Annotated in this window: 16 protein-coding genes and 1 tRNA gene; 10 read left to right on the forward strand and 7 right to left on the reverse strand. The window is 59.0% G+C overall.

Annotated features, from left to right (window positions below; all coding sequences use genetic code 11):
* From nuoL to AC5XE7_RS00215, 7 genes are all read left to right on the forward strand, one after another.
* Nucleotides 1-1,974 carry an NADH-quinone oxidoreductase subunit L gene (nuoL, locus tag AC5XE7_RS00185; RefSeq protein ID WP_495364613.1) on the forward strand — a complete coding sequence of 658 codons (1,974 nt, stop codon included), beginning with the start codon at nucleotides 1-3 and terminating at the stop codon, nucleotides 1,972-1,974.
* A complete protein-coding gene (locus AC5XE7_RS00190; RefSeq protein ID WP_495364612.1) occupies nucleotides 1,971-3,476 on the forward strand; it encodes an NADH-quinone oxidoreductase subunit M in 1,506 nt (501 codons plus the stop codon). The genes nuoL and AC5XE7_RS00190 overlap by 4 nt, the downstream gene beginning before the upstream one ends.
* Before the next feature lie 18 nt (nucleotides 3,477-3,494).
* Complete coding sequence (nuoN, locus tag AC5XE7_RS00195; protein ID WP_495364611.1) at nucleotides 3,495-4,931, forward strand: NADH-quinone oxidoreductase subunit NuoN; 1,437 nt, start codon at nucleotides 3,495-3,497, stop codon at nucleotides 4,929-4,931.
* Nucleotides 4,931-5,767, forward strand: coding sequence for a biotin--[acetyl-CoA-carboxylase] ligase (locus AC5XE7_RS00200; RefSeq protein ID WP_495364610.1), 837 nt, complete (start codon nucleotides 4,931-4,933; stop codon nucleotides 5,765-5,767). Before nuoN ends, AC5XE7_RS00200 begins: the two co-directional genes overlap by 1 nt.
* A gap of 80 nt (nucleotides 5,768-5,847) precedes the next feature.
* Complete coding sequence (locus tag AC5XE7_RS00205; RefSeq protein WP_239799036.1) at nucleotides 5,848-7,518, forward strand: ribonuclease J; 1,671 nt, start codon at nucleotides 5,848-5,850, stop codon at nucleotides 7,516-7,518.
* A 26-nt stretch (nucleotides 7,519-7,544) separates the two neighbouring features.
* Complete coding sequence (mce, locus tag AC5XE7_RS00210; RefSeq protein ID WP_495364609.1) at nucleotides 7,545-7,952, forward strand: methylmalonyl-CoA epimerase; 408 nt, start codon at nucleotides 7,545-7,547, stop codon at nucleotides 7,950-7,952.
* Nucleotides 7,949-8,218 (forward strand): DUF1467 family protein, encoded by a 270-nt coding sequence (locus AC5XE7_RS00215; RefSeq protein ID WP_239799034.1) that lies wholly within the window; start codon nucleotides 7,949-7,951, stop codon nucleotides 8,216-8,218. The genes mce and AC5XE7_RS00215 overlap by 4 nt, the downstream gene beginning before the upstream one ends.
* 41 nt (nucleotides 8,219-8,259) lie before the next feature.
* On the opposite strand, the gene AC5XE7_RS00220 is transcribed toward AC5XE7_RS00215, so the two are convergent.
* Both AC5XE7_RS00220 and mgtE read right to left on the reverse strand, forming a co-directional pair.
* Nucleotides 8,260-8,646 (reverse strand): MerR family transcriptional regulator, encoded by a 387-nt coding sequence (locus AC5XE7_RS00220; protein ID WP_183830898.1) that lies wholly within the window; start codon nucleotides 8,644-8,646, stop codon nucleotides 8,260-8,262.
* A gap of 260 nt (nucleotides 8,647-8,906) precedes the next feature.
* On the reverse strand, nucleotides 8,907-10,325 hold the full coding sequence (gene mgtE / locus AC5XE7_RS00225) for a magnesium transporter (RefSeq protein ID WP_183830896.1): 1,419 nt from the start codon (nucleotides 10,323-10,325) through the stop codon (nucleotides 8,907-8,909).
* 655 nt (nucleotides 10,326-10,980) lie between these two features.
* Here mgtE and AC5XE7_RS00230 point away from each other — a divergent pair.
* Nucleotides 10,981-12,045 carry a hypothetical protein gene (locus AC5XE7_RS00230; RefSeq protein ID WP_495364608.1) on the forward strand — a complete coding sequence of 355 codons (1,065 nt, stop codon included), beginning with the start codon at nucleotides 10,981-10,983 and terminating at the stop codon, nucleotides 12,043-12,045.
* 48 nt (nucleotides 12,046-12,093) lie between these two features.
* Here the strand turns inward: AC5XE7_RS00230 and AC5XE7_RS00235 are convergent, their stop codons facing one another.
* Nucleotides 12,094-12,636 carry a recombinase family protein gene (locus AC5XE7_RS00235; RefSeq protein ID WP_495364607.1) on the reverse strand — a complete coding sequence of 181 codons (543 nt, stop codon included), beginning with the start codon at nucleotides 12,634-12,636 and terminating at the stop codon, nucleotides 12,094-12,096.
* A 932-nt stretch (nucleotides 12,637-13,568) separates the two neighbouring features.
* Nucleotides 13,569-13,910 carry a hypothetical protein gene (locus AC5XE7_RS00240; RefSeq protein WP_495364606.1) on the reverse strand — a complete coding sequence of 114 codons (342 nt, stop codon included), beginning with the start codon at nucleotides 13,908-13,910 and terminating at the stop codon, nucleotides 13,569-13,571.
* Nucleotides 13,911-14,500: 590 nt separating this feature from the next.
* Here AC5XE7_RS00240 and AC5XE7_RS00245 point away from each other — a divergent pair.
* On the forward strand, nucleotides 14,501-17,377 hold the full coding sequence (locus AC5XE7_RS00245) for a class I SAM-dependent DNA methyltransferase (protein WP_495364605.1): 2,877 nt from the start codon (nucleotides 14,501-14,503) through the stop codon (nucleotides 17,375-17,377).
* A 127-nt stretch (nucleotides 17,378-17,504) separates the two neighbouring features.
* Here AC5XE7_RS00245 and AC5XE7_RS00250 read toward each other — a convergent pair whose 3' ends face one another.
* The 3 genes from AC5XE7_RS00250 to AC5XE7_RS00260 form a co-directional block, all read right to left on the reverse strand.
* On the reverse strand, nucleotides 17,505-17,786 hold the full coding sequence (locus tag AC5XE7_RS00250) for a hypothetical protein (protein ID WP_495364604.1): 282 nt from the start codon (nucleotides 17,784-17,786) through the stop codon (nucleotides 17,505-17,507).
* A 145-nt stretch (nucleotides 17,787-17,931) separates the two neighbouring features.
* Nucleotides 17,932-19,566 (reverse strand): site-specific integrase, encoded by a 1,635-nt coding sequence (locus tag AC5XE7_RS00255; protein ID WP_495364603.1) that lies wholly within the window; start codon nucleotides 19,564-19,566, stop codon nucleotides 17,932-17,934.
* A gap of 85 nt (nucleotides 19,567-19,651) precedes the next feature.
* A tRNA-Leu gene (locus tag AC5XE7_RS00260) sits at nucleotides 19,652-19,736 on the reverse strand.
* Between the two features lie 186 nt (nucleotides 19,737-19,922).
* On the opposite strand from AC5XE7_RS00260, the gene lipB reads away from it, so the two are divergent.
* Nucleotides 19,923-20,678, forward strand: a complete 756-nt coding sequence (lipB, locus tag AC5XE7_RS00265; protein ID WP_495364602.1) for a lipoyl(octanoyl) transferase LipB — start codon at nucleotides 19,923-19,925, stop codon at nucleotides 20,676-20,678.
* Nucleotides 20,679-21,054 lie beyond the last annotated feature (376 nt).

Below are 21,054 nucleotides of genomic sequence, written 5' to 3' on the forward strand. Positions count from 1 at the left end.
ATGTATCAAGCCATCGTCTTTCTGCCCCTCATCGGGTTCCTGATCGTCGGCCTGTTCGGCAACGCGATCGGCGCCAGGGCTTCGGAATATCTGACATCGGGCCTGATGGTGATCGTGGCCGCGCTGTCGTGGGTCGCGTTCTTTACGGTCGGATTCTCCGAGACGGAAACCTTCACCGTGCCGCTTCTGCGCTGGCTCCAGTCGGGCGGGCTCGATGCCGCCTGGGCGCTGCGCATCGACACGCTGACCGTTGTCATGCTGGTGGTGGTCAACACCGTCTCGGCGCTGGTTCACATCTATTCGATCGGCTACATGCACCACGACCCGCATCGGCCGCGCTTCTTCGCCTATCTGTCGCTGTTCACCTTCGCCATGCTGATGCTGGTGACCTCCGACAATCTGGTGCAGATGTTCTTCGGCTGGGAAGGCGTCGGCCTTGCATCCTATCTGCTGATCGGCTTCTGGTACAAAAAGCCTTCCGCCAGTGCGGCGGCCATGAAGGCCTTCATCGTCAACCGCGTGGGCGACTTCGGCTTCCTGCTCGGCCTGTTCGGCGTGTTCGTGCTGTTCGGCTCGGTCAACCTCTCGACCATCTTTGCCAGCACGGCGAATTACCTGCCGGCCGAGGGCGCGGCGGACAGCGCAACTGTGCTGACCTTCCTCGGATATTCGCTCGACAAGACGGCGGCGATGACCATCGTGTGCCTTCTGCTGTTCATGGGCGCCATGGGCAAGTCGGCTCAGGTGCCGCTGCACACCTGGCTGCCGGACGCCATGGAAGGCCCGACCCCGGTTTCGGCGCTTATCCACGCCGCCACCATGGTTACGGCCGGCGTGTTCATGCTGGCGCGCCTGTCGCCGCTGTTCGAACTGTCTCACAGCGCGCTCACCGTCGTCACCTTCATCGGTGCGACGACCGCCTTCTTCGCGGCGACCGTCGGCCTCGTGCAGAACGACATCAAGCGCGTCATCGCCTATTCGACCTGTTCGCAGCTTGGCTACATGTTTGTGGCGCTGGGCGTGGGCGCTTACGGCGCGGCCGTGTTCCACCTGTTCACGCACGCCTTCTTCAAGGCGCTGCTGTTCCTCGGCTCGGGCTCGGTCATCCACGCCATGTCCGACGAGCAGGACATGCGCAAGATGGGTGGCATCCGCAAGCTGATCCCGACCACCTACTGGATGATGATCATCGGCACCATCGCGCTGACCGGTCTCGGCATTCCGGCCACGGTGATCGGCACCGCGGGCTTCTTCTCCAAGGATGCCATCATCGAGAGCGCCTTTGTCGGCCATAACGCTGTTGCCGGCTATGCCTTCGCGCTGCTGGTGATCGCCGCCTGCTTCACCTCCTTCTATTCCTGGCGCCTGATCTTCATGACGTTCCACGGCAAGTCGCGCGCCAGCGAGGAGGTTCTGCATCACGTCCATGAATCGCCGCCGGTGATGCTGGTGCCGCTCTACATCCTCGCCGTTGGCGCGCTGTTCGCGGGCTTCGTGTTCCACGATCAGTTCATCGGCGAAGCCTATGAGGCGTTCTGGAAGACGGCGCTGTTCACCTCTGCCGACAACCATGTCCTGCATGAAATGCACAATGTGCCGATGTGGGTGAAGATGTCGCCGTTCGTGGCGATGGTCGTCGGCTTCCTGCTGTCGTACCAGTTCTACATCCGCTCGCCGGAGACGCCGAAGCGTCTGGCCGCGCAGCATCGGGGCCTTTACCAGTTCCTGCTGAACAAGTGGTACTTCGACGAGCTGTATGACTTCCTGTTCGTGCGCTCCGCCAAGGCGATCGGCCGCTTCCTGTGGAAGACCGGCGACGGGAAGATCATCGACGGGCTCGGGCCTGACGGTATTTCAGCGCGTGTCGTCGACGTCACGCAGCGCGTCGTGAAGCTGCAGTCCGGCTATCTCTATCACTACGCCTTCGCAATGCTGATCGGCGTTGCCGCACTTGCCACCTGGATGATGCTATGACCGACTGGCCCATTCTTTCTACGGTCACGTTCCTGCCGCTGGTCGGCGCGCTTCTGGTGTTGCTGATCAGTGACGAAAGCGAGAACGGTCGCCGCAACATCCGTTCCATCACGCTGCTGACGACTGTGGTCACCTTCGTGGTGTCGCTGTTCATCTGGACCGGCTTCGACACTTCGCAGTCCGGCTTCCAGATGGTCGAGAAGGCGGAGTGGCTGGACAGCGGCATCTCCTATCACATGGGCGTCGACGGCATTTCGATGCTGTTCGTGATCCTCACCACCTTCCTGATGCCGCTGTGCATCCTAGCATCGTGGGAAGCGGTGCAGAAGCGCGTGAAGGCCTATATGATCGCCTTCCTGCTTCTGGAAACGCTGATGATCGGCGTGTTCTGCGCGCTCGACATCGTGCTGTTCTACGTCTTCTTCGAGGCAGGCCTGATCCCGATGTTCATCATCATCGGTGTCTGGGGCGGCAAGCGCCGCGTCTATGCTTCGTTCAAGTTCTTCCTCTATACGCTGCTCGGCTCGGTGCTGATGCTGCTTGCCATCATGGCGATGTTCTGGGAGGCCGGCACCACCGACATTCCCACGCTGCTGACGCACGGCTTCCCGGCCGGCATGCAGACATGGCTGTGGCTCGCCTTCTTCGCCTCTTTCGCGGTGAAGATGCCTATGTGGCCGGTGCACACCTGGCTGCCGGACGCGCACGTCGAGGCACCGACTGCCGGCTCGGTCATTCTGGCAGGCATTCTGCTGAAAATGGGCGGCTACGGCTTCCTGCGCTTCTCGCTGCCGATGTTTCCGCTCGCTTCGGACATGTTCCAGCCCTTCGTGTTCACGCTCTCCGTGATCGGCATCATCTACACCTCGCTGGTGGCGCTGATGCAGGAGGACATGAAGAAGCTGATCGCCTATTCGTCGGTCGCCCATATGGGCTATGTGACGATGGGCATCTTCGCCATGAACGTCGAGGGGATCGAGGGCGCTATCTTCCAGATGCTGTCGCACGGCCTCGTCTCGTCGGCGCTGTTCCTGTGCGTGGGCGTCATCTATGACCGCATGCACACCCGCGAGATCGACGCCTATGGCGGCCTCGTGAACAACATGCCGAAATACGCCGTCGCCTTCCTGATCCTGACCATGGCCAATGTCGGCCTGCCGGGCACCAGCGGGTTCGTGGGCGAATTCCTGACGCTGCTCGGCGTGTTCCGGGTCAACACATGGGTCGCCTTCTTTGCCGCGACCGGCGTGATCCTGTCGGCCGGCTATGCCCTGTGGCTCTACCGCCGCGTGGTATTTGGCGCGCTGACCAAGGAAGGCCTGATGAGCCTGCTCGACCTCTCCACCCGCGAGAAGGTCGTGCTCTATCCGCTTGTGGTGCTGACGATCTTCTACGGCGTCTATCCCGCTCCGGTCTTCGATGTGACCGCCGAGTCGGTGAGGACGCTGGTGGAAAACGTCACCGCATCGATCAATGCCGCGCAGTCCGCGGCCCTAAACTGACCGGAGACCTAGGTAACAATGACGCCGGAACTCTCCAACAGTCTCGCGCTTGTCACGCCCGAACTCATCATGGTGGCCGGTGCCATCGTGCTTTTGATGGTCGGCGTGTTTTCGAAGGGCCGTCCCGGCGCACTGGTCACGACGCTGGCCGTCGTGGTCATGGCGGTGGCCGGCCTGTGGCTGGCTTTCTACACGGGTGAAGGCAAGGCGTTCGGCAATTCCTTCGTCATCGATCCCTTCGCGCGCTTCATGAAGCTTCTGACGCTCGGCGGCTCGGCCGTCGCGCTGATCATGTCGGTTCGCTACACCCGCCAGCAGAATTTCGACACGTTCGAATATCCGGTTCTGGTCATGCTCTCGACCGTCGGCATGCTGCTGATGGCTTCCGCCAACGACATGATCGCGCTCTATCTCAGCTTCGAGTTGCAGTCGCTGGCGCTCTACATCGTTGCCGCCATCCATCGCGACAGCCTGCGCTCCAGTGAGGCGGGCCTCAAATATTTCGTGCTCGGCGCGCTCGGCACCGGCATGATGCTGTACGGCATCTCGCTGGTCTATGGTTACACCGGCTCGATCGATTTCGACGTCATCTCGTCGACGCTGACCGGCAAGGAGCGCCAGATCGGCGTCCTGTTCGGGGTGGTCTTCATCCTCTCCGGTCTGGTCTTCAAGATTTCCGCCGCGCCCTTCCATATGTGGACGCCGGATGTCTATGAAGGCTCGCCGACGCCGGTAACCGCGTTCTTCGCCGTTGCGCCCAAGGTGGCGACCATGGCGCTGATCCTGCGTATGGTCATGGAAACCTTCCAGCCCACAGCCGCGGACTGGCAGCAGATCATCGTCTTCGTGTCCATCGCTTCGATGGCGCTCGGCTCGTTCGCCGCCATCGGCCAGCGCAACTTCAAGCGCCTGATGGCTTATTCCTCCATCGGCCATATGGGCTTTGCACTGGTCGGCCTTGCCGCCAACAGCGAGGCCGGCGTGCGCGGCGTCATGATCTACATGCTGATCTATGTCGTGATGACGCTCGGCATGTTCGCCTTCATCCTCTCCATGCGCCGTGGCGACAGCAACGTCGAGGACATCAGCGATCTCTCCGGCCTGTCGCAGACCAACCCGATCATGGCCACGATGATGACCATTCTGCTGTTCTCGCTGGCCGGTATTCCGTGGCTGGCCGGGTTCTGGGCGAAGTGGTACGTGTTCCTCGCGGCCATCGATGCCGGGCTTTATGCGCTCGCCGTCATCGGCGTCCTGACCTCGGTGGTCGCCGCGTTCTACTATCTACGCATCATCAAGATAATGTGGTTCGATGAACCTGCCGGCGGTTTCCAGCCGATGGCTGTGGAACTGCGCATTATTCTCGGCCTGTCGGGCGCCTTCGTGCTGCTCTACGTGCTCATCGGCGGTTCGGTCAGTTCCATGGCGCAGGCAGCCGCGAAGACGTTCTTCTGATGGCCTTTACGCTGGCGCCCACGGCGGTAACCGACGGCTACCGCCTCGCCGAGCACGACACGATCGGTTCGACCAATGCCGAGGCGCTCGACCTTGCGCGCGCCGGTGACGCGGGCAGGCTGTGGGTGGTTTCGAAGAATCAGCAGAGCGGACGCGGCCGTCGCGGCCGTGCCTGGCAGTCGCCGCCCGGCAATCTCGCCGCAACGCTCCTCGTCGTTGCCGATTATGAGCTGAAACTGGCCTCCACGCTCGGCTTCGTTGCCGGACTTGCGCTGGCGGACGCGCTCGACGCCGTTGTTCCCAACGGCAATATCGCAGTGGGCATCGATGCCGGGCGCGGCGTCGGCAACAACAGCCGCAATCGTTTCGAGCTGAAATGGCCGAATGATGTTCTGGCTTCCGGCGCCAAGATGGCCGGCATCCTGCTGGAATCGACAATGCTGGGCGAGGGGCGGTTTGCCGTCGCCGTGGGCATTGGCGTCAATGTCATTGCCCATCCGGAAGACCTGCCTTATCCGGCCACGTCGCTCAGGGCGCTGGGTGCTGCCTGTGATGCCGAAACGCTGTTTCTGGCGCTGTCCGATGCATGGGCCGACAATGCGCGGCTCTGGAGCGAGGGGCGGGGCCTTGCCGCCATCCGCAACCGCTGGCTGGAACGTGCTGCCGGGATTGGCAGCGAGGTTGCGGTGCGGATCGACAACAGGGTGGTGCGCGGTATCTTCGAGACCATAGATGAGGACTGCCGCTTCGTCATTCGCGACCACGATGGCGGCGTCGTAAAGGTTGCGGCAGGCGATGTTCATTTCGGTGCGGTCGCCAGCGCCGGCGCTGCTTAGAGCGTATTTGCTTTTCTGCCGCTTCGCACTTTTGCCAGAATTGCTATAGGGCCACAGCTTTACAGAGTTTGGAGACGGGAATGGCTGCAACGGAAAACGCCGAACTGGTTTTCATACCCCTCGGCGGTGTCGGCGAGATCGGCATGAATTTCGCTCTCTATGGCTATGGCCCCGCCCATGCCCGTGAGTGGCTGATCGTCGATGTCGGCGTGACTTTTCCCGATCCCAATCATCCGGGTGTCGATCTGATCCTGCCCGATACGCGCTTCATCGAGGACAAGCTCGACCGGCTGCGTGGCATCGTCATCACCCATGCGCATGAGGACCACTATGGCGCGCTGCACGATATCTGGCCCCGCTTGCAGGCGCCGGTGTGGATGACGCCGTTCGGCGCAGGCCTGCTCGAAGCCAAGCGGCAATCGGAGCAGGGCGCGCCGAAGATCCCGGTGACGGTCTATCGCGCCGGGGAGAAATTCACGGTCGGCCCGTTCGAAATCGAAGCCATTCCGGTGGCGCACTCAATTCCCGAACCGATGTCGCTTGCCATCACCACGCCCGCCGGAACTGTGATCCACACCGGCGACTGGAAGATCGATCCCGCACCCACGCTTGGGCCGAAGACCGACGAAGCCCGTTTCCGCGCTTATGGCGACAAGGGCGTTCTGGCGCTGATCTGCGATTCCACCAATGCGTTGCGGGAAGGGGATTCGCCCTCCGAGGAAGAGGTCGGCGCAAGCCTCAAGACGCTGATCGAGCAGGAGAAAGGCCGCGTTGCCATCACCACCTTCTCGTCCAATGTCGGGCGCATCATTTCGATAGCGCGTGCCGCGCGCGATGCCGGCCGCAAATGCCTCGTGCTCGGCCGTTCGCTGAAGCGCGTCATCGAAGTGGCGGATGAGCTTGGGTATCTGGACGGTCTGCCGGAATTCGTTGCCGAGGAGGACTTCAACTATATCGACCGTCGCGATCTGGTCATCATCTGCACCGGCAGCCAGGGCGAGCCGCTGGCGGCGCTGGCCAAGCTGTCGCGCGACGAGATGAAGACGGTCGAGCTCAACGCCGGCGATACGGTGATCTTTTCCTCGCGCACCATTCCCGGCAACGAGAAGGCCATTCTTGAAATCAAGAACCGGTTGATCGATCTCGGCATCCGCATCATCGAGGATGGCGACGCGCTGGTGCATGTGTCGGGCCACCCGCGCCGCAGCGAGTTGAGGCGCATGTATGAATGGGTGCGTCCGCAGATCGGCGTGCCGGTGCATGGCGAGGCGGCGCATCTGGTGGCGCAGGGATCGCTGATGGCCATGGAGGGCATCAGGCAAGTGGCGCAGGTGCGCGATGGCGACGTGCTGCGCCTGTGGCCGGGTGCTGCGACGATCATCGACAAGGCGCCGTTCGGCAGGCTCTACAAGGATGGCAAGCTGGTCGGCACCGAGGAGGCGATGGGCATCCGCGACCGCCGCAAGCTCTCCTATGCGGGCCATGTGGTGGTCAACGTGGTGCTGGAAGATCGCTATGAGCTTGCCGGAGACCCGGACATCGTCGCCATTGGCGTGGCGCAGACCGATGCTTCCGGCGAGCCGCTGGAGGATCTGATGGTCGATGCGGCAATCGGCGCGGTGGACTCCATCCCGCGCCAGCGCCGAAAAGATCTGGATCTGGTGCAGGAATCCGTGCGCCGCGCGGTCCGTGCCGCCGCCAATCAGGCCTGGGGCAAGAAGCCGCTGGTGACCGTGTTCGTGACCCGGTAACGGCTGGTTTCATTGGGAGTGAGGAAATGAAGCTCGGACGTCTCAACCATGTCGCCATCGCGGTGCCGGACCTTGAGAAGGCGACCGCCACCTATCGCGACACGCTGGGCGGCACCGTCACACAGCCGCAGGCCCTGCCGGAGCATGGGGTGACGGTGGTGTTCGTCGATCTCGGCAACACCAAGGTCGAGTTGCTCGAACCGCTGGGCGAGGGCTCGCCTATTGCCGCTTTTCTGGAGAAGAACCCGTCCGGCGGCATGCACCATGTCTGCTACGAGGTCGATGACATTCTCGCTGCGCGTGACCGGCTAAAGGCTGGCGGGGCACGGGTGATCGGCAATGGCGAGCCGAAAATCGGCGCGCACGGCAAGCCGGTGCTTTTCCTGCACCCGAAGGATTTTTGCGGAACGCTTGTAGAACTGGAACAGTCGTGAGCTGGGTTTCTCTCGTCGCCATCTATTTCGTCACGTGGTGGCTGGTTTTGTTCGCCATCCTTCCCTTCGGCGTCAAAACGCAGGATGACGAAGACAACGTGACACTGGGAACCGTTTCCAGTGCTCCGCGCGGGCCGCACATGCTGCGTGCGGTCATCTGGACGACGATCGTCACCTCTGTCCTCATGGGAATTTACGGCTGGCTGACGCTCGGGCTCGGCTACAGCTTTGACGACATACCAAGGATCGTTCCGGAACTGGTCTGAGGCGTTTTTCGCGAAGCCTCATCCCCGGCTGATGTCCGGCTTCAGGTGTTGACGCCAAGCTCGGCCATGCGCTCGACGCAGGCTTCCTCGGCCTGATCGAGTTCGGCCAGCGTATCCTCAAGGTCGCGACGCTTCTGGCGCAGTTCCTCACGCTTTTCCTCGATGCGCTTGATCATCAGCTGCAGCTGTCCGACTTCGCCGGGCGGCTCCTTGTACATCTTGATGATCTCGCGGATCTCGTTGATGGAAAAGCCAAGCCGTTTGCCACGCAATATCTGGCGAATGATGTGGCGGTCTGCCGGACGGAACAGACGCGTCCGTCCGCGGCGAACCGGCAGCACCAGCCCTTCATCCTCATAAAACCGCAACGTGCGGGTGGACACGCCGAACTCGCGGGTCAATTCTGTAATGGTGTAATATTCCCGCATAGTCGTCCTGTACTCAAAGATAATGTCTGCGCCAGACGGCTGCTTTCGTACCGGACATCAACCGGCCATTCAGACCCGGCCCGAAGCACAGCCTGCCTGCGAAAGCTCCTTTCTTCGCGGGCGCTACAGTTTTGTGGCCACGAAACCGAAGACGCAGGAGAGCTTTTTATCCAGCGCCGGATGCAGTCGCAGAATCATCCGCACGCGAGAATGATTGGGAAATCTCGCACAGCACTTACGTAAAAGTCAATTAAATCCATTTAACCGAAGCCGAACCACAGGGATGCGAGTCCGAGAAAGGCAAAAAAGCCCACGACGTCGGTGACGGCAGTGACGAAAACGGCCGAGGCAACGGCCGGGTCGACGCCATATCTGTCGAGCAGCAAGGGAATGAGGATACCTGCCACGGCCGCCACGAACATGTTGATGACCATCGCGCTGGCGATGATGCAACCGAGATAGGGATCCGAAAACCAGGTTGCCGCCACGATCCCGATCAGCACGGCGAAGATGATGCCGTTGATGAAGCCGACGCCCATTTCACGGCGAATAATGCGCCATGCATTGTAGATATCGAGATCCTTCGTGGCGAGCGCGCGCACGGTGACGGTCATGGTCTGCGAGGCCGCGTTTCCGCCCATGCCGGCCACGATCGGCATCAACACGGCAAGGGCCACCACGCGCTCGATTGTCTGATCGAACAGGCCGATGACCGAAGCCGCCAGAAACGCCGTAAACAGGTTAACCAGCAGCCACGGCACGCGTGAGCGCGAGGCGGCCAGTATGGTATCCGACAGTTCTTCGTCGCCCACGCCGCCGAGGCGCATGAGATCTTCCTCTGCCTCTTCCTGAATGACGTCGACGACGTCGTCGATGGTGAGCACGCCGACCAGCCGCTCATTTTCGTCAACGACCGCAGCCGACAGAAGATCGTACTGCTCGAACTCACGCGCCGCTTCTTCCTGATCCATGGTGGCAGGAATGGCGTGGCGGGTTTCGTGCATGATGTCCTCGACCTTCACCGTGCGCCTGGTGCGCAGGATCTGATCGAGATTGATCGCACCAAGAAGCCTGAAGGTCGGGTCGATCACGAAGATCTGGCTGAAGCTGTCAGGCAGATCGTTGTCTTCGCGCATGTAGTCGATGGTCTGCCCAACCGTCCAGAAGGGCGGAACGGCCACAAACTCGGTCTGCATGCGGCGTCCGGCGCTTTCTTCCGGATAATCCAGCGAACGGCGCAGCCTGATGCGCTCCGTGAACGGGAGCTGCGCGAGGATCTCGTCCTGATCTTCCTGATCGAGATCTTCAAGAATGTAGACCGCGTCGTCGGAATCGAGTTCCTGAACGGCCTGCGCGATCTGCGCGTTGGGCAAACTTTCAACGATGTCGAGGCGGATGGCTTCGTCGACCTCTGTCAGAGCCGAGAAGTCGAAATCCGTACCCAGCAATTCCACCAGAGAGCGGCGCTGATCGGGCTGGAGGGCTTCCAGCAGGTGGCCAAGCTCGGATTCGTGGAGAGCCGCTACGTCCTGCTTGAGGGTCAGCGTGTCGCGGTCTGCGATGGCTGCGCCGATATGCGCGAGAAACGAGGCAAGAACGACACCGTCCTCGTCGTAAATCTCATTATGGCCGCTCTTCGGGGCCTCTGTTGCAGCAGCTTGATGTTCCTGAGCTTCCAAGAGGCTGCCTCGCACGGTTATGCATCTGCGGATTTCGGTCTCCGTAGCGCAACTCAGATCAATATTCCAAGAGAAACAAGTGTCCTTCGGCGCTGATTTCTATATGGCGCAGAAATGTCTGGCGACTACCACAGAGTGCTGTAGCTCGTCAGCCGCCGGAAGCGGATGGTTCCGGCTTTGCCCGCATCGGGCGCCTCTGCAACTTCTCCACACGATGATCAGCAACCCCGCCCCAAAAGAACGGCCAGACTGGCAGATCAATGCTGCATATTTTTGACAGCCGGCAACTTTCCCGGCCATCAATTTTCAGGTGCTTACAGAGCGAAAAAAACAGCCGATACCGGCTTAACGAGCTTGCATTTCAAGCTATCCGGATATGTGATCCGGAGATGGTGCGGTCGAGAAGAAACGCAACACGGCATCGTTAGACATTGATTTCATTGAGCTTTTTCGTTGCCTCAACGATGAGTTTGTAGCGGCGTTTGTAGCAGTCGTCAACCAAGACTTGGCATACGTATACTGCACGAACTCGTGCCTTGAATTAGAAACGTGCCGTCAGAAGTAGCTGGTGATTACGTCGATCTGCTCTTGCGTTCCAGTCAGCATCTGTCCCCCCCTGTTGATACAGATTTGCATGATGGTGAGGGGGCGCGTGATGACTTTGTCGATTCTCAAGGGCAGTTGGGTTGGTGAGCTACGCGGGACGATCGTGGCGAACCTTTTTGCTGAGTTTTCCGAGGACAGCGCAGGGACCAAAATCGTTCTTAGGGTCAATAACCAAGGAGCAATTGCTGTTTTTTCTGGTGCTGTCCAAAAGACTGAGAATAGCACAGCCTTAGCGTACCTTACCGACCAAAGCCCCGCCTTGACATCCGCGATGACCGCCACGATCAATTTTACCGTCGTTGATCAGCAGCAATTGCACGGGCGGTGGGAGTTGCCGAATGGCAACGCAGGCGTATTGACACTTGTTCCCGTGAGGAACGAGCAAAAGGCACCTGCAACGAGTGATGCGCGTCCTATTCAGGTAATTCAAAGGACCCGCCAGCTTCCCAAAATCACGATGTTCCGCGATGAGATCAAAGACCTTGTCACAGCTATGAAGTCGTGGTTGCCATCACCCTTTGAGGTAATCATTCGGGCTGATATCGAAGGCAAGGAGGTCCGCAGACTCGCCCCTGACTTTTGGGATGTGCCGAACCTTCCCAAAGAAACGCGCCAGTTGAACCTCTGGCTCTCCGAGCCCGGTGAGGTCCCTGTCCGCTCGATCAACATCAATCTCAGCGCCGAAGACTGCTCGTACACTGTCACAGGTGCGGAAGACGTGTGGGTCTCCGGCACTTTCCACGAAATAGACCAAGCCTTGGCCCGCAAGCACGGGCGTCTGCGCTGGTTCTATGAGAAACATGCCTTGAACTTCAACGGTGTGGCCCTACTGCTCGCTCTGGCCTTGTTGCCTGATCTCGAACTTCTCGCGCGGCTTGTTCTACTGGGCTCGACCGTAGCGTTAGCTCTCATGATCAAGGCTCTGCACGACCACACTACAGCACTTAGGGTGTTTTTGAGGGCGGACTTTAAAGAGAAGCAATATCTGGACGTACCAAGGCTTTTGACTACGCTGGCCAGCGGGAGTTTAATTGCTTTCGTCGGCTGGGCATATAAACTCCTCAGCAGTGGAGAATTTGGTCGATGGCTTGGCTCCTTACTGGAAAAGCTCTGAATTTTTTGCATCCCGGTACTGAAAAGCAATAGACGTCCCCTCCAAGGCCTACGCTTCCGATGCCACGCGGTAGACGGTAGACCGCGCCACGTTGAACCGCTTGGCTACTGCTGAAGGCTTATCCCCTGCCGCCAAGGCTGCCCGTATGGCCTCACCATCGACCGTCACAGGCCGTCCCTTATACCGCCCCTCAGCCTTGGCTTTGGCGATGCCCTCCAACTGCCTTTCTTTCCGAAGATCAGTCTCGAACTCGGCAATGGCCCCCAACATGTTGAACATCAGCCGCCCCGTAGGCGTCGTGGTGTCGATGTTCTGTTCGGTGACCACGAGGTCAACGCCCTTCGCCTGCAAATCTTTCGCGATAGCGTGGAGGTCCGATACGGAACGCGCCAGCCTGTCCAACCGTGTCACCAGCAACACGTCTCCCTTGCGAGCGAATTTGATGGCCTCGGCCAGCTTGGGACGGCCATCGCGCGACGTGCCGCTGGCTTTTTCTATAAATATCTCTTCCGCCCCGTGACGGTTGAGAATGTCCACTTGAGCAGCTTCGTTCTGGCCGGTGGAGGAAACACGAGCGTAAGCGATCTTCATGGATGGCTCCTGCGTCCGATAAGGTTAAAGACATAATCGGAATATCGTCCGATAAAGCGTCAGTCAACCCATTTCGAACAGAATACGCCTCACTCCTCATTGTTGCGTATGGGTATACCTTCTCGGACATCATTAACCTCGCAGCCTCCCAGCCTGTAAAGCGTATGACGAGAAAGGCGAAGCCGTCCTTGCTCAAAGGTATGGAAGACGCGGTGCGAGCACGGCCTGTCTCGACCTCAAGGGCCGACACCTCAAAATTGCGGAATCGAAATATCTCACTGCACTACAGCCGGTTGATGGCCCGCAGCACATACTCGAAAGCTGAAGGGAGCGAACGCCAGCCCGTACCCAAAAGCCAGATTTTTGGGTACGGTGGGGGAATGGCTCAGGTGTGTCCGATACGGGGAGCGACAAACTTGACGCGCCCTTGGTCTCAATCTCGTGGGAGGTACGACAGCTGGCGCAGGCGAACGTCAGCCCGTACCCCGGAATCTGGTTCCGGGGAACAGCAGGGGAATGTTTGCCTGCCAGCATACCTCTCGTACCCCAGTACCAGATACTGGGGAACGATTGGTCAAGGGGTGGGGCATGTGTCCCTAGCAACGTGACTGCTGGGAAACGTTAGAGAGTCGGGGCAGAGGGGGGGGAACGGCCATGCCTTATAATTGGATTATCGGCTCGAATTTTTCTCCAAAAAGTAAAACAGGGCAGCCTCCACGGTATGCTCTTTTCCCGCACCCCTGGCGACCGTAGAGCGGTGTCAGGCTGCTCCAAGGAAAACACCCTTCCGCCATCCCACGACGCGCCTCTACGGTTTCTACCGCAGCAGAAAAAATGGACGTCCTCGCGGGACACTCACCCGCCATGATACCTGATGGAGTCGACTGCGAAAAACAGAGCCACGGCTTAACACCGTGACCCTGTGGGTATGTTCAGGCTGCTTCTTTGGAAAGACCTAACTGCGCATCTGCTTTCCTTGCCGTGTGAAGATCGCGGGAGAAGTCAGGCAAGGGCCTGTAGCGCCTTCGGATAAGACCACGATTATCGTCATCTACGATATCATAGGCCGCCCATGCGCCAAGCGACCGGGGTTTGAAGATCGGGGTTGTTCCACGAACCACCATGACCATCGTGTCGGGAGAATGACCACGATCTATCAGCCTCCGGCACAACGGGGGTATCGGGTCTTTACGGGAATGGGTGCTGCTGATGCCATCGCAGGTGGCGGTGAAGCTGCGGCCTCTATCGTTGCTCGTAATGTTGATGACCAGCATGAAGGGTTCCTTGCAGTTGTTGCATGCCGACGACCACGGGCCAGAGGCACCGAGGCAAAGCGGCTGGGATGTTTTGAAGAATGAAGACCAGAAACCGGAACGGTTAGTCTTCGGACGAGAGCAGCGATCATCATCCTTGCAAGCCTCTTGGTCAGAGCTTGGCAGAAGGCTTCGGTTTAAGCCTTACAGAAAGGATTGATGGAAGATGATGATTAAGGGAATGGCCTAGGACGCAGCTATTGGCTTCCATAAGGGAAACCTAAAGCTAACCTATGGAGATAAGCTATATGCAAACCTAGGGGGGCTCTCCCTCCTATTGTGGGGGGTAATCGGCCCCCTCCTATTGTGTGGGGTAATTGAGGTTCGATCTTTTCTCACCCGTTAGGACCGTAGGAATGAACGGGCATAAAACAGGGAGGAAACACCTAGAGACGGCCGATTGACGCTCTGCGGTCTCTACCGCAGCGAAGAGAACAGACGTAAATCGTTGAGACCGGCTTGATCTGGCCTCCCTACTGTCCTTGTCGCGAATCAACCGCTCGGCATATGGTACCCCCCAAGTTTCTGCCCGAGGGGGGCGCTGACAATACATGACGCCACAACAGTTTATCTCCAAATGGCTTAACTCGGCACTCAAAGAACGCGCTGCGGCACAAGAGCATTTCCTTGATCTATGTCGGATGCTGGACGAGCCGACCCCTGCCGATGTTGACCCGACCGGCAAGGATTACGGTTTCGAGGTTGGCGCATCGAAGACTACGGGTGGCAACGGTTTCGCGGATGTTTTCAAACGCGGCCACTTCGGCTGGGAATACAAGGGCACCAAGGCAAACCTAGACACGGCCTTTGCCCAGCTTCAACGCTATGCCATCGCGCTCGACAATCCGCCTCTGTTGATCGTCTCCGATATCGGCACGACCATCCGCATCCACACCAACTGGACCAACTCAGTCTCCAAGGTCTACGAGATCGCCATTGCCGATCTTGGCGACCCTGAGAAACGGGGATGGTTGAAGGCGGCACTGTCTGACCCGGAAGCGCTGCGACCATCCAAGACCCGGCAGCAACTCACCGAAGAGGTCGCCGGAGAGTTTGCCGAGCTTGCCCGCCTGTTACGGCAACGCGGTCATGATGCCGAACAGGTTGCTCATTTCATCAATCGGTTGGTCTTCTGCATGTTCGCGGAAGACGTGAAACTGCTGCCCGACAACATTTTCTCGCGCATGTTAGACCGCGCCTTGGCCGACCCCGATCAGTTCGAGGGGTTTGCCCGCAGCTTGTTCGTGGCGATGAAATCCGGAGGCCATATCGGCTTTGAGAAGGTCGAATGGTTCAACGGTGGCCTGTTCAACGATGACTTGGTGTTTAAACTGACCAAGGATGAAATCGCCATCGTCCACCGTGCTGCCAAGCAGTATTGGGGTGACATCGACCCCTCCATTCTCGGCACCTTGTTCGAACGCGGTCTCGATCCCGACAAGCGAAGCCAGCTTGGTGCGCACTATACCGACCGCGACAAAATCATGATGATTATCAACCCGGTCATCGTGGAGCCGCTGACGGCAGAATGGGAGAAGGCCAAGGCCGAGATTACGGCGCTCATGGACAAGGCCGCATCATCGAAGGGAGGAACCGCGACCAAGGCCCGAAACCAAGCGCAAGGTATCCTTGACGCGCACCTGAAACGGCTTGCAGATTTCCGCGTTCTCGACCCGGCCTGCGGTTCCGGCAATTTCCTGTATCTCGCGCTCCGGGCGTTAAAGGACTTGGAACATCGCGCGCAGGTCGAAGCCGAGGCATTGGGGCTGCCTAGGGGGTTTCCAAGGATTGGCCCGGAAGTGGTCAAGGGTATCGAGATCAACCCTTACGCTGCCGAACTCGCACGTGTGTCGGTTTGGATTGGTGAAATCCAGTGGATGCTAAAGAATGGCTTTGCTGCTAGCGGTAACCCCATTCTGAAGCCGCTGGAAACCATCGAATGCCGTGATGCTCTGATGACGTGGGTACAGGGGGAAGACGACGAAGCCGGGCGATGGGTGGAAACCGAATGGCCCATTGCAGACGCCATCATAGGCAACCCACCGTTCCTTGGCGGCAAGATCATGCGGTCGGAACTGGGAGACGAAACGGTTGAACGGATGTTCCGTTTCTATCACGGACGTGTTCCCGCTGAGGCGGACCTTGTGGTCTATTGGCTGGAGAAGGCATCGACTGCCATACGCGGTGGCCTTGCCGCTCGCGCGGGATTTGTCACGACTAACTCAATTCGCGGCGGTGCCAACAGGCGGGTCATGGACCGCATCACCGATGACATGACTATTGTTGCAGCATGGTCGGACGAACCGTGGACCGTGGAAGGTGCTGCGGTGCGCGTGTCGATGGTCGTCTTCGGGCACTTGCAGGATGGGGAGGTCGCCCGCCTCAACGGACAGCCTGTTGAAAGGGTCAACTCGGACCTTACCGCTGGCCCTACAGATTTGACGAAGGCGAGCCGTTTGACCGTAAATGCCGGTACAGCCTTCCAAGGACCAGTTAAAGTAGGACCATTCGACGTAACTGACGATAAAGCCCGTAAATGGCTACTCGGTGTTGTGAATCCGAATGGACGCCCGAACTTGGATGTGCTCCGACCTTGGGCTAATGGGATGGATATCACGAGGCGGCCATCTGGAAAATGGATCATCGACTTCGGGGACATGAGCGAACAAGATGCGGCGCTCTACGAAGAGCCATTCGAGTACGTGCGGCTTAACGTCTATCCTTCGCGTATGAATAACCGTGATGACCAACGTCGTCGCAATTGGTGGCGACTTGGAAGAAGTGGCTCAGATGTAAAAAATGCAACGGCTGATCTGCGCCGCGTTATCATCACTCCGCGAGTTTCGAAATGGCGGCTTTTTGTATGGAAGCCACCGATGCTACTTCCTGACAGCGCAGTGGTGGCTATTGCTCGTGACGATGATGCCACCTTCGGCATTCTCCATTCCCGCTTCCATGAGCTTTGGGCGCTGCGGATGGGAACATGGCTCGGCAAGGGCAACGACCCACGCTACACGCCAACAACCACCTTCGAAACCTTTCCGTTCCCCGAGGGATTGACCCCGAACATTCCTGCCGCGAACTATGCAGATTACCCCCACGCCATCGCTATAGGCACGGCAGCGGCCCGTCTTAATGAACTTCGGGAAAACTGGCTCAACCCGTCCGATCTAGTCCGGCGTGAACCCGAGGTTGTCCCCGGCTATCCTGATCGCATTCTACCGGTGAACGAAGAAGCGGCACAGAAGCTCAAGAAGCGGACTCTGACTAATCTCTACAATGAACGTCCCGCATGGCTCCAGCATGCCCACAAGGCGCTGGATGAAGCCGTAGCGGCAGCCTATGGCTGGCCTGCCGATCTGTCAGATGACGAAATCTTGGCGCGCTTGTTCGAGTTGAACCAAGAGCGCGCGGCAAAACAGCCATAGCGTGCTGCGGTGGCGACCGTGGGCGCGTGATTGTGACAAGGCGAGGGATAAACTACCCACCCCCGCTAACGCCTTTCTACGGTTATCACCGCAGCACGAAAAAACCTATTGCCGGGAAACCATCTATCTACCCGACCGAAACCACGCCCCTGACGCGCCCAAGGTAAACCTCCCGGTCCCTTGGGGGATTGGCCGCATAGCCCCATCCTACCGAAGCCTCTGACCATTCCAGCCACATGCTGATACTAGTGAACGGCAGGCGCAGGAACAGACCCCTTGGCTTCCATCCGTCATGGAAGAAATCGACGTGGCGTCCTACAGCGTCCGCCATAGCGTCCCGAATGTCGCGGCCAAAGTCCGCCACCTTGACCATGACCGAAGGAAAAGAATGATAATGAACATCACGCATTGGATACCTCCGTTGTGTTCGTGGTGATGATGATATGCCGCCCGTGGCAGGCGGCAGGGGAAGCCCCCCAAGGGGACGCATAGAGATTGCCAGAAAGCGCCAGCGCCAGTGGATGGTCCGCCCATGCGTCCGCTAAGGGGTTTCGCTAGGGTTGCGTGGGTGGGTCTATCTCGTACCGGGGAAACGCTTTGATCGCTTCGGCCAGTTCTTCGATGTCCGGTATCTCGTAGATGCGCCCGACCTTCGGGTCCGTATGACCGCAGAAGGCGTCCCGGATACGTTCCTCGATCTTGGCCTTTCCAGCCCGCCGTTTGAACGTATGCCGCCAGCCGTGGTTAGGCCCTACGTTCGGGTCCACTACCCCCAAGGCCCGGACCCAATCCGCGAGTTTCTGCCTCATCAGCACGTAGGGCGGTCGGGGCGGGTTGAGCGGGTCTTCGTATTCCAGCTTTCTCTTGGCATGGGTGTCGTAGAACAACGGCCCGTCCTTTGCCTTCCTGACAAATTCAATGAACCCTTGCTCAATGAGATGATCGTGCAGGGGGACCGTGCGCGGCATGGCTCCCTTCACGGTGCCAGCATCCGGCATAATATGCAGCATCCAGAAACCGTCCGGGTGCTGTTCAATATCCTGTTTGCGTAGCTGCGTTAGTTCGCCCGACCGCGCGCCCGTATAGGCGCATAACCACGGCACCCATCGAATGGCTGCCCGGAAGTGTGGTGACATCCGGGGGCTTTGGGATTGAAGGGTTGCTGTCAGGATGGTCTTGGCATCTTCCTCTTGAAATTTTCCTCTCGTTGGGGTCTGCCTGCCGGTGGCTACTTTCAACTTGCTGAACGGATTAACGGTGATCTTCCTTTGCTCGATCACCCAGTTGAACACTCGTCTTGCCGCCGAAATCCAAATCTCATTGATGGTTCTCGCGCCGATGTTTTCTCTAGCGACCAACCGGTCTTTCCAGCTAACGGCGTCTTCGTCCGTCACCAGCGCAACGTCTCGACCTTCCAGAAAATTGTTGAGATCGAGGAAGACTGCGCGCCAACGGTTGACAGTGGAGGGCTGGGGCTTCCGTTCTTTCACAAATGCCCCAAACGCCTCCCATACGTTCCAGCCAGCCAACTTCACATTGGCGGGAACGATAGGCATGGATTGCGGGAAGCGCTCCCGATGGGTGTCAGGACGATAATCGCCACCTGCCCGCCTCCGAAGCAGCGCCATGGCGGCCACAAGGTCTGCCTCTAGGGTATCCACAAGGCGGTCGAAGGTGTCGGAAGATAGGCTGATACCTTCGCTGGCGAGGAACGTTTGAAGGCGAGACAGTTCCAGTACCACGGCCCTGACCTTAGCAGCACGTCGCGGGCTGCGTCCCTGCTCTTCATCATCGTAGGGATAATCGCCACCGGATGCTTCTACGGCGTCCTGATACCGCTCATATCGAAAATCCCACGCCTCGACCGGCTCCTGATCGTCTGCGTATTGGACGACAAACCAATCATACCAGCGGCCCACGAGATCGTGGAGTTGGCGGTGCGATAGTTCGAGCGCCTTGCCAGCGACAGCAGCACGAAGCGCACTGATGCGGCCCTCTATGTCCGCCAGCCATTCTGCAAAGGCTGCCTTCGCTTCACCGGGGGACTTGTCTGTGGATAGCCGGAAGCGTTCCTCACGGCGAATACCGTAGGCGCTTTGGTAGGCGTCCCGCACGTCATCGGGAATCGCCTTTCGGGAGTACCAATCGCCATTCTTATGTCGTCTCAAGCTAGTCATCGTAACAGTCATTTGTAGCGCCCTTTGTAGCAGGGAGGCGACTACAAGCTCATGAAATCAAATAACTATCTGAACCGAAAGGCATTTCGGATAGTGATGGTGCGGTCGAGAAGACTCGAACTTCCACGGGTTGCCCCACAGCGACCTCAACGCTGCGCGTCTACCAATTCCGCCACGACCGCCCGTGGTAGGAGCCGGATTGTGTCCGGCACGCGGCGTGTAGCAAATCGCTTATCGCGAAACAAGGGCATGTTTCCAATAATCGCGCTTTAAATGACAGGCTCATGAACTTAGCGCCGGCCCGGCCGCCGCGACTGGACCTTTTGCGCCAATCTCGCCATATGAAAGGGCATAATCCGGAAGAAATCATGCCTGAACGCAGCCAGATCGCCACGTCTTTTTTTTCGTCGCCCGGTTCGCCGGCGGTAGAATGGCGTATCGAGCCCGGCCTTCTGCCCTATCCGCAGGCTCTGAGCTTCATGGAGAGCCATGCCGAGGCGATTCGCACGGAGGGAGCCAGCGAGCTTGTGTGGCTGGTAGAGCATCCGCCCCTCTACACATCCGGCACCAGTTCCCGCGTCGAAGACCTGATCGATCCCAGGCGCTTCCCCGTTTTTGCCGCGGGGCGCGGCGGCGAATACACTTATCATGGTCCGGGCCAACGGGTTGCCTATGTGATGCTCGACCTGAAGCGCAGGCGCACGGACGTGCGGGCCTTTGTGGCGGCATTGGAGGCATGGATCATCCGCACGCTCGATTCGTTCAATTTAAAGGGCGAACGGCGGGAGGATCGGGTTGGTGTGTGGGTGCAGCGTCCGGATCGCCCCCCCATGGCTGACGGCTCGGTCGCCGAGGACAAGATTGCGGCCATCGGCATCCGCATGCGCAAATGGGTCAGCTTCCACGGCATATCGATCAATGTGGAGCCGGATTTGACGCATTTCGGCGGCATCGTGCCCTGCGGGGTGCAGGACCATGGCGTTACCAGTCTGGTCGACCTCGGCCTGCCGGTGACGATGAACGATCTGGACGTGGCGCTGAAGGCAGCCTTCGAGGAGGTGTTCGGCCCCGCGAGCCTGACTGAGGCGCCGAAGCAGGCTGCTTTGCAAAGCATCGCAGGCTGATCCTCGCATATCCGTGAACAGACCGATCCGGACTTGCGAACCCGGTTCGGAAGGCTGCTGACGGCGCAGGCGGACTGACATTCACGCTCGCGGCGTTGCCGGCCTCGCGATGCCTCGCCTGTTCATGTGGCGCATTGGCGAGAGGCGTCACGCCGTTGACGGTCACCTACGGAATCAGAGAGCTCCGATCCACATCGCCATGGAAACAAGAAAGGTGCCCATGCACACCATTGAGACAACATCCTGAACGAGATCGGTCATGACTGCTCCTGTTTTCAATATGTTCTTAATTTGTTCTAATTCTGTTCGCATGTCAATTGACAAAATACGAACACGCTCAGCGCTGAGTCGCGGCCATATTCAGGGTTAAGAACTG

This window comes from Aquamicrobium sp. YD-1-mutant5 (genome assembly GCF_059509755.1).

Coding starts and splice junctions, on each gene's coding strand:
- AC5XE7_RS00220 (WP_183830898.1), bottom strand. CDS start 8,646: ATGCGGGAATATTACACCATTACAGAATTGACCCGCGAGTTCGGCGTG.
- AC5XE7_RS00230 (WP_495364608.1), top strand. CDS start 10,981: ATGACTTTGTCGATTCTCAAGGGCAGTTGGGTTGGTGAGCTACGCGGG.
- AC5XE7_RS00190 (WP_495364612.1), top strand. CDS start 1,971: ATGACCGACTGGCCCATTCTTTCTACGGTCACGTTCCTGCCGCTGGTC.
- AC5XE7_RS00240 (WP_495364606.1), bottom strand. CDS start 13,910: ATGCTGGTCATCAACATTACGAGCAACGATAGAGGCCGCAGCTTCACC.
- mce (WP_495364609.1), top strand. CDS start 7,545: ATGAAGCTCGGACGTCTCAACCATGTCGCCATCGCGGTGCCGGACCTT.
- nuoL (WP_495364613.1), top strand. CDS start 1: ATGTATCAAGCCATCGTCTTTCTGCCCCTCATCGGGTTCCTGATCGTC.
- nuoN (WP_495364611.1), top strand. CDS start 3,495: ATGACGCCGGAACTCTCCAACAGTCTCGCGCTTGTCACGCCCGAACTC.
- lipB (WP_495364602.1), top strand. CDS start 19,923: ATGCCTGAACGCAGCCAGATCGCCACGTCTTTTTTTTCGTCGCCCGGT.
- AC5XE7_RS00250 (WP_495364604.1), bottom strand. CDS start 17,786: ATGCGTGATGTTCATTATCATTCTTTTCCTTCGGTCATGGTCAAGGTG.
- AC5XE7_RS00255 (WP_495364603.1), bottom strand. CDS start 19,566: ATGACTGTTACGATGACTAGCTTGAGACGACATAAGAATGGCGATTGG.
- AC5XE7_RS00205 (WP_239799036.1), top strand. CDS start 5,848: ATGGCTGCAACGGAAAACGCCGAACTGGTTTTCATACCCCTCGGCGGT.
- AC5XE7_RS00200 (WP_495364610.1), top strand. CDS start 4,931: ATGGCCTTTACGCTGGCGCCCACGGCGGTAACCGACGGCTACCGCCTC.
- AC5XE7_RS00235 (WP_495364607.1), bottom strand. CDS start 12,636: ATGAAGATCGCTTACGCTCGTGTTTCCTCCACCGGCCAGAACGAAGCT.
- AC5XE7_RS00245 (WP_495364605.1), top strand. CDS start 14,501: ATGACGCCACAACAGTTTATCTCCAAATGGCTTAACTCGGCACTCAAA.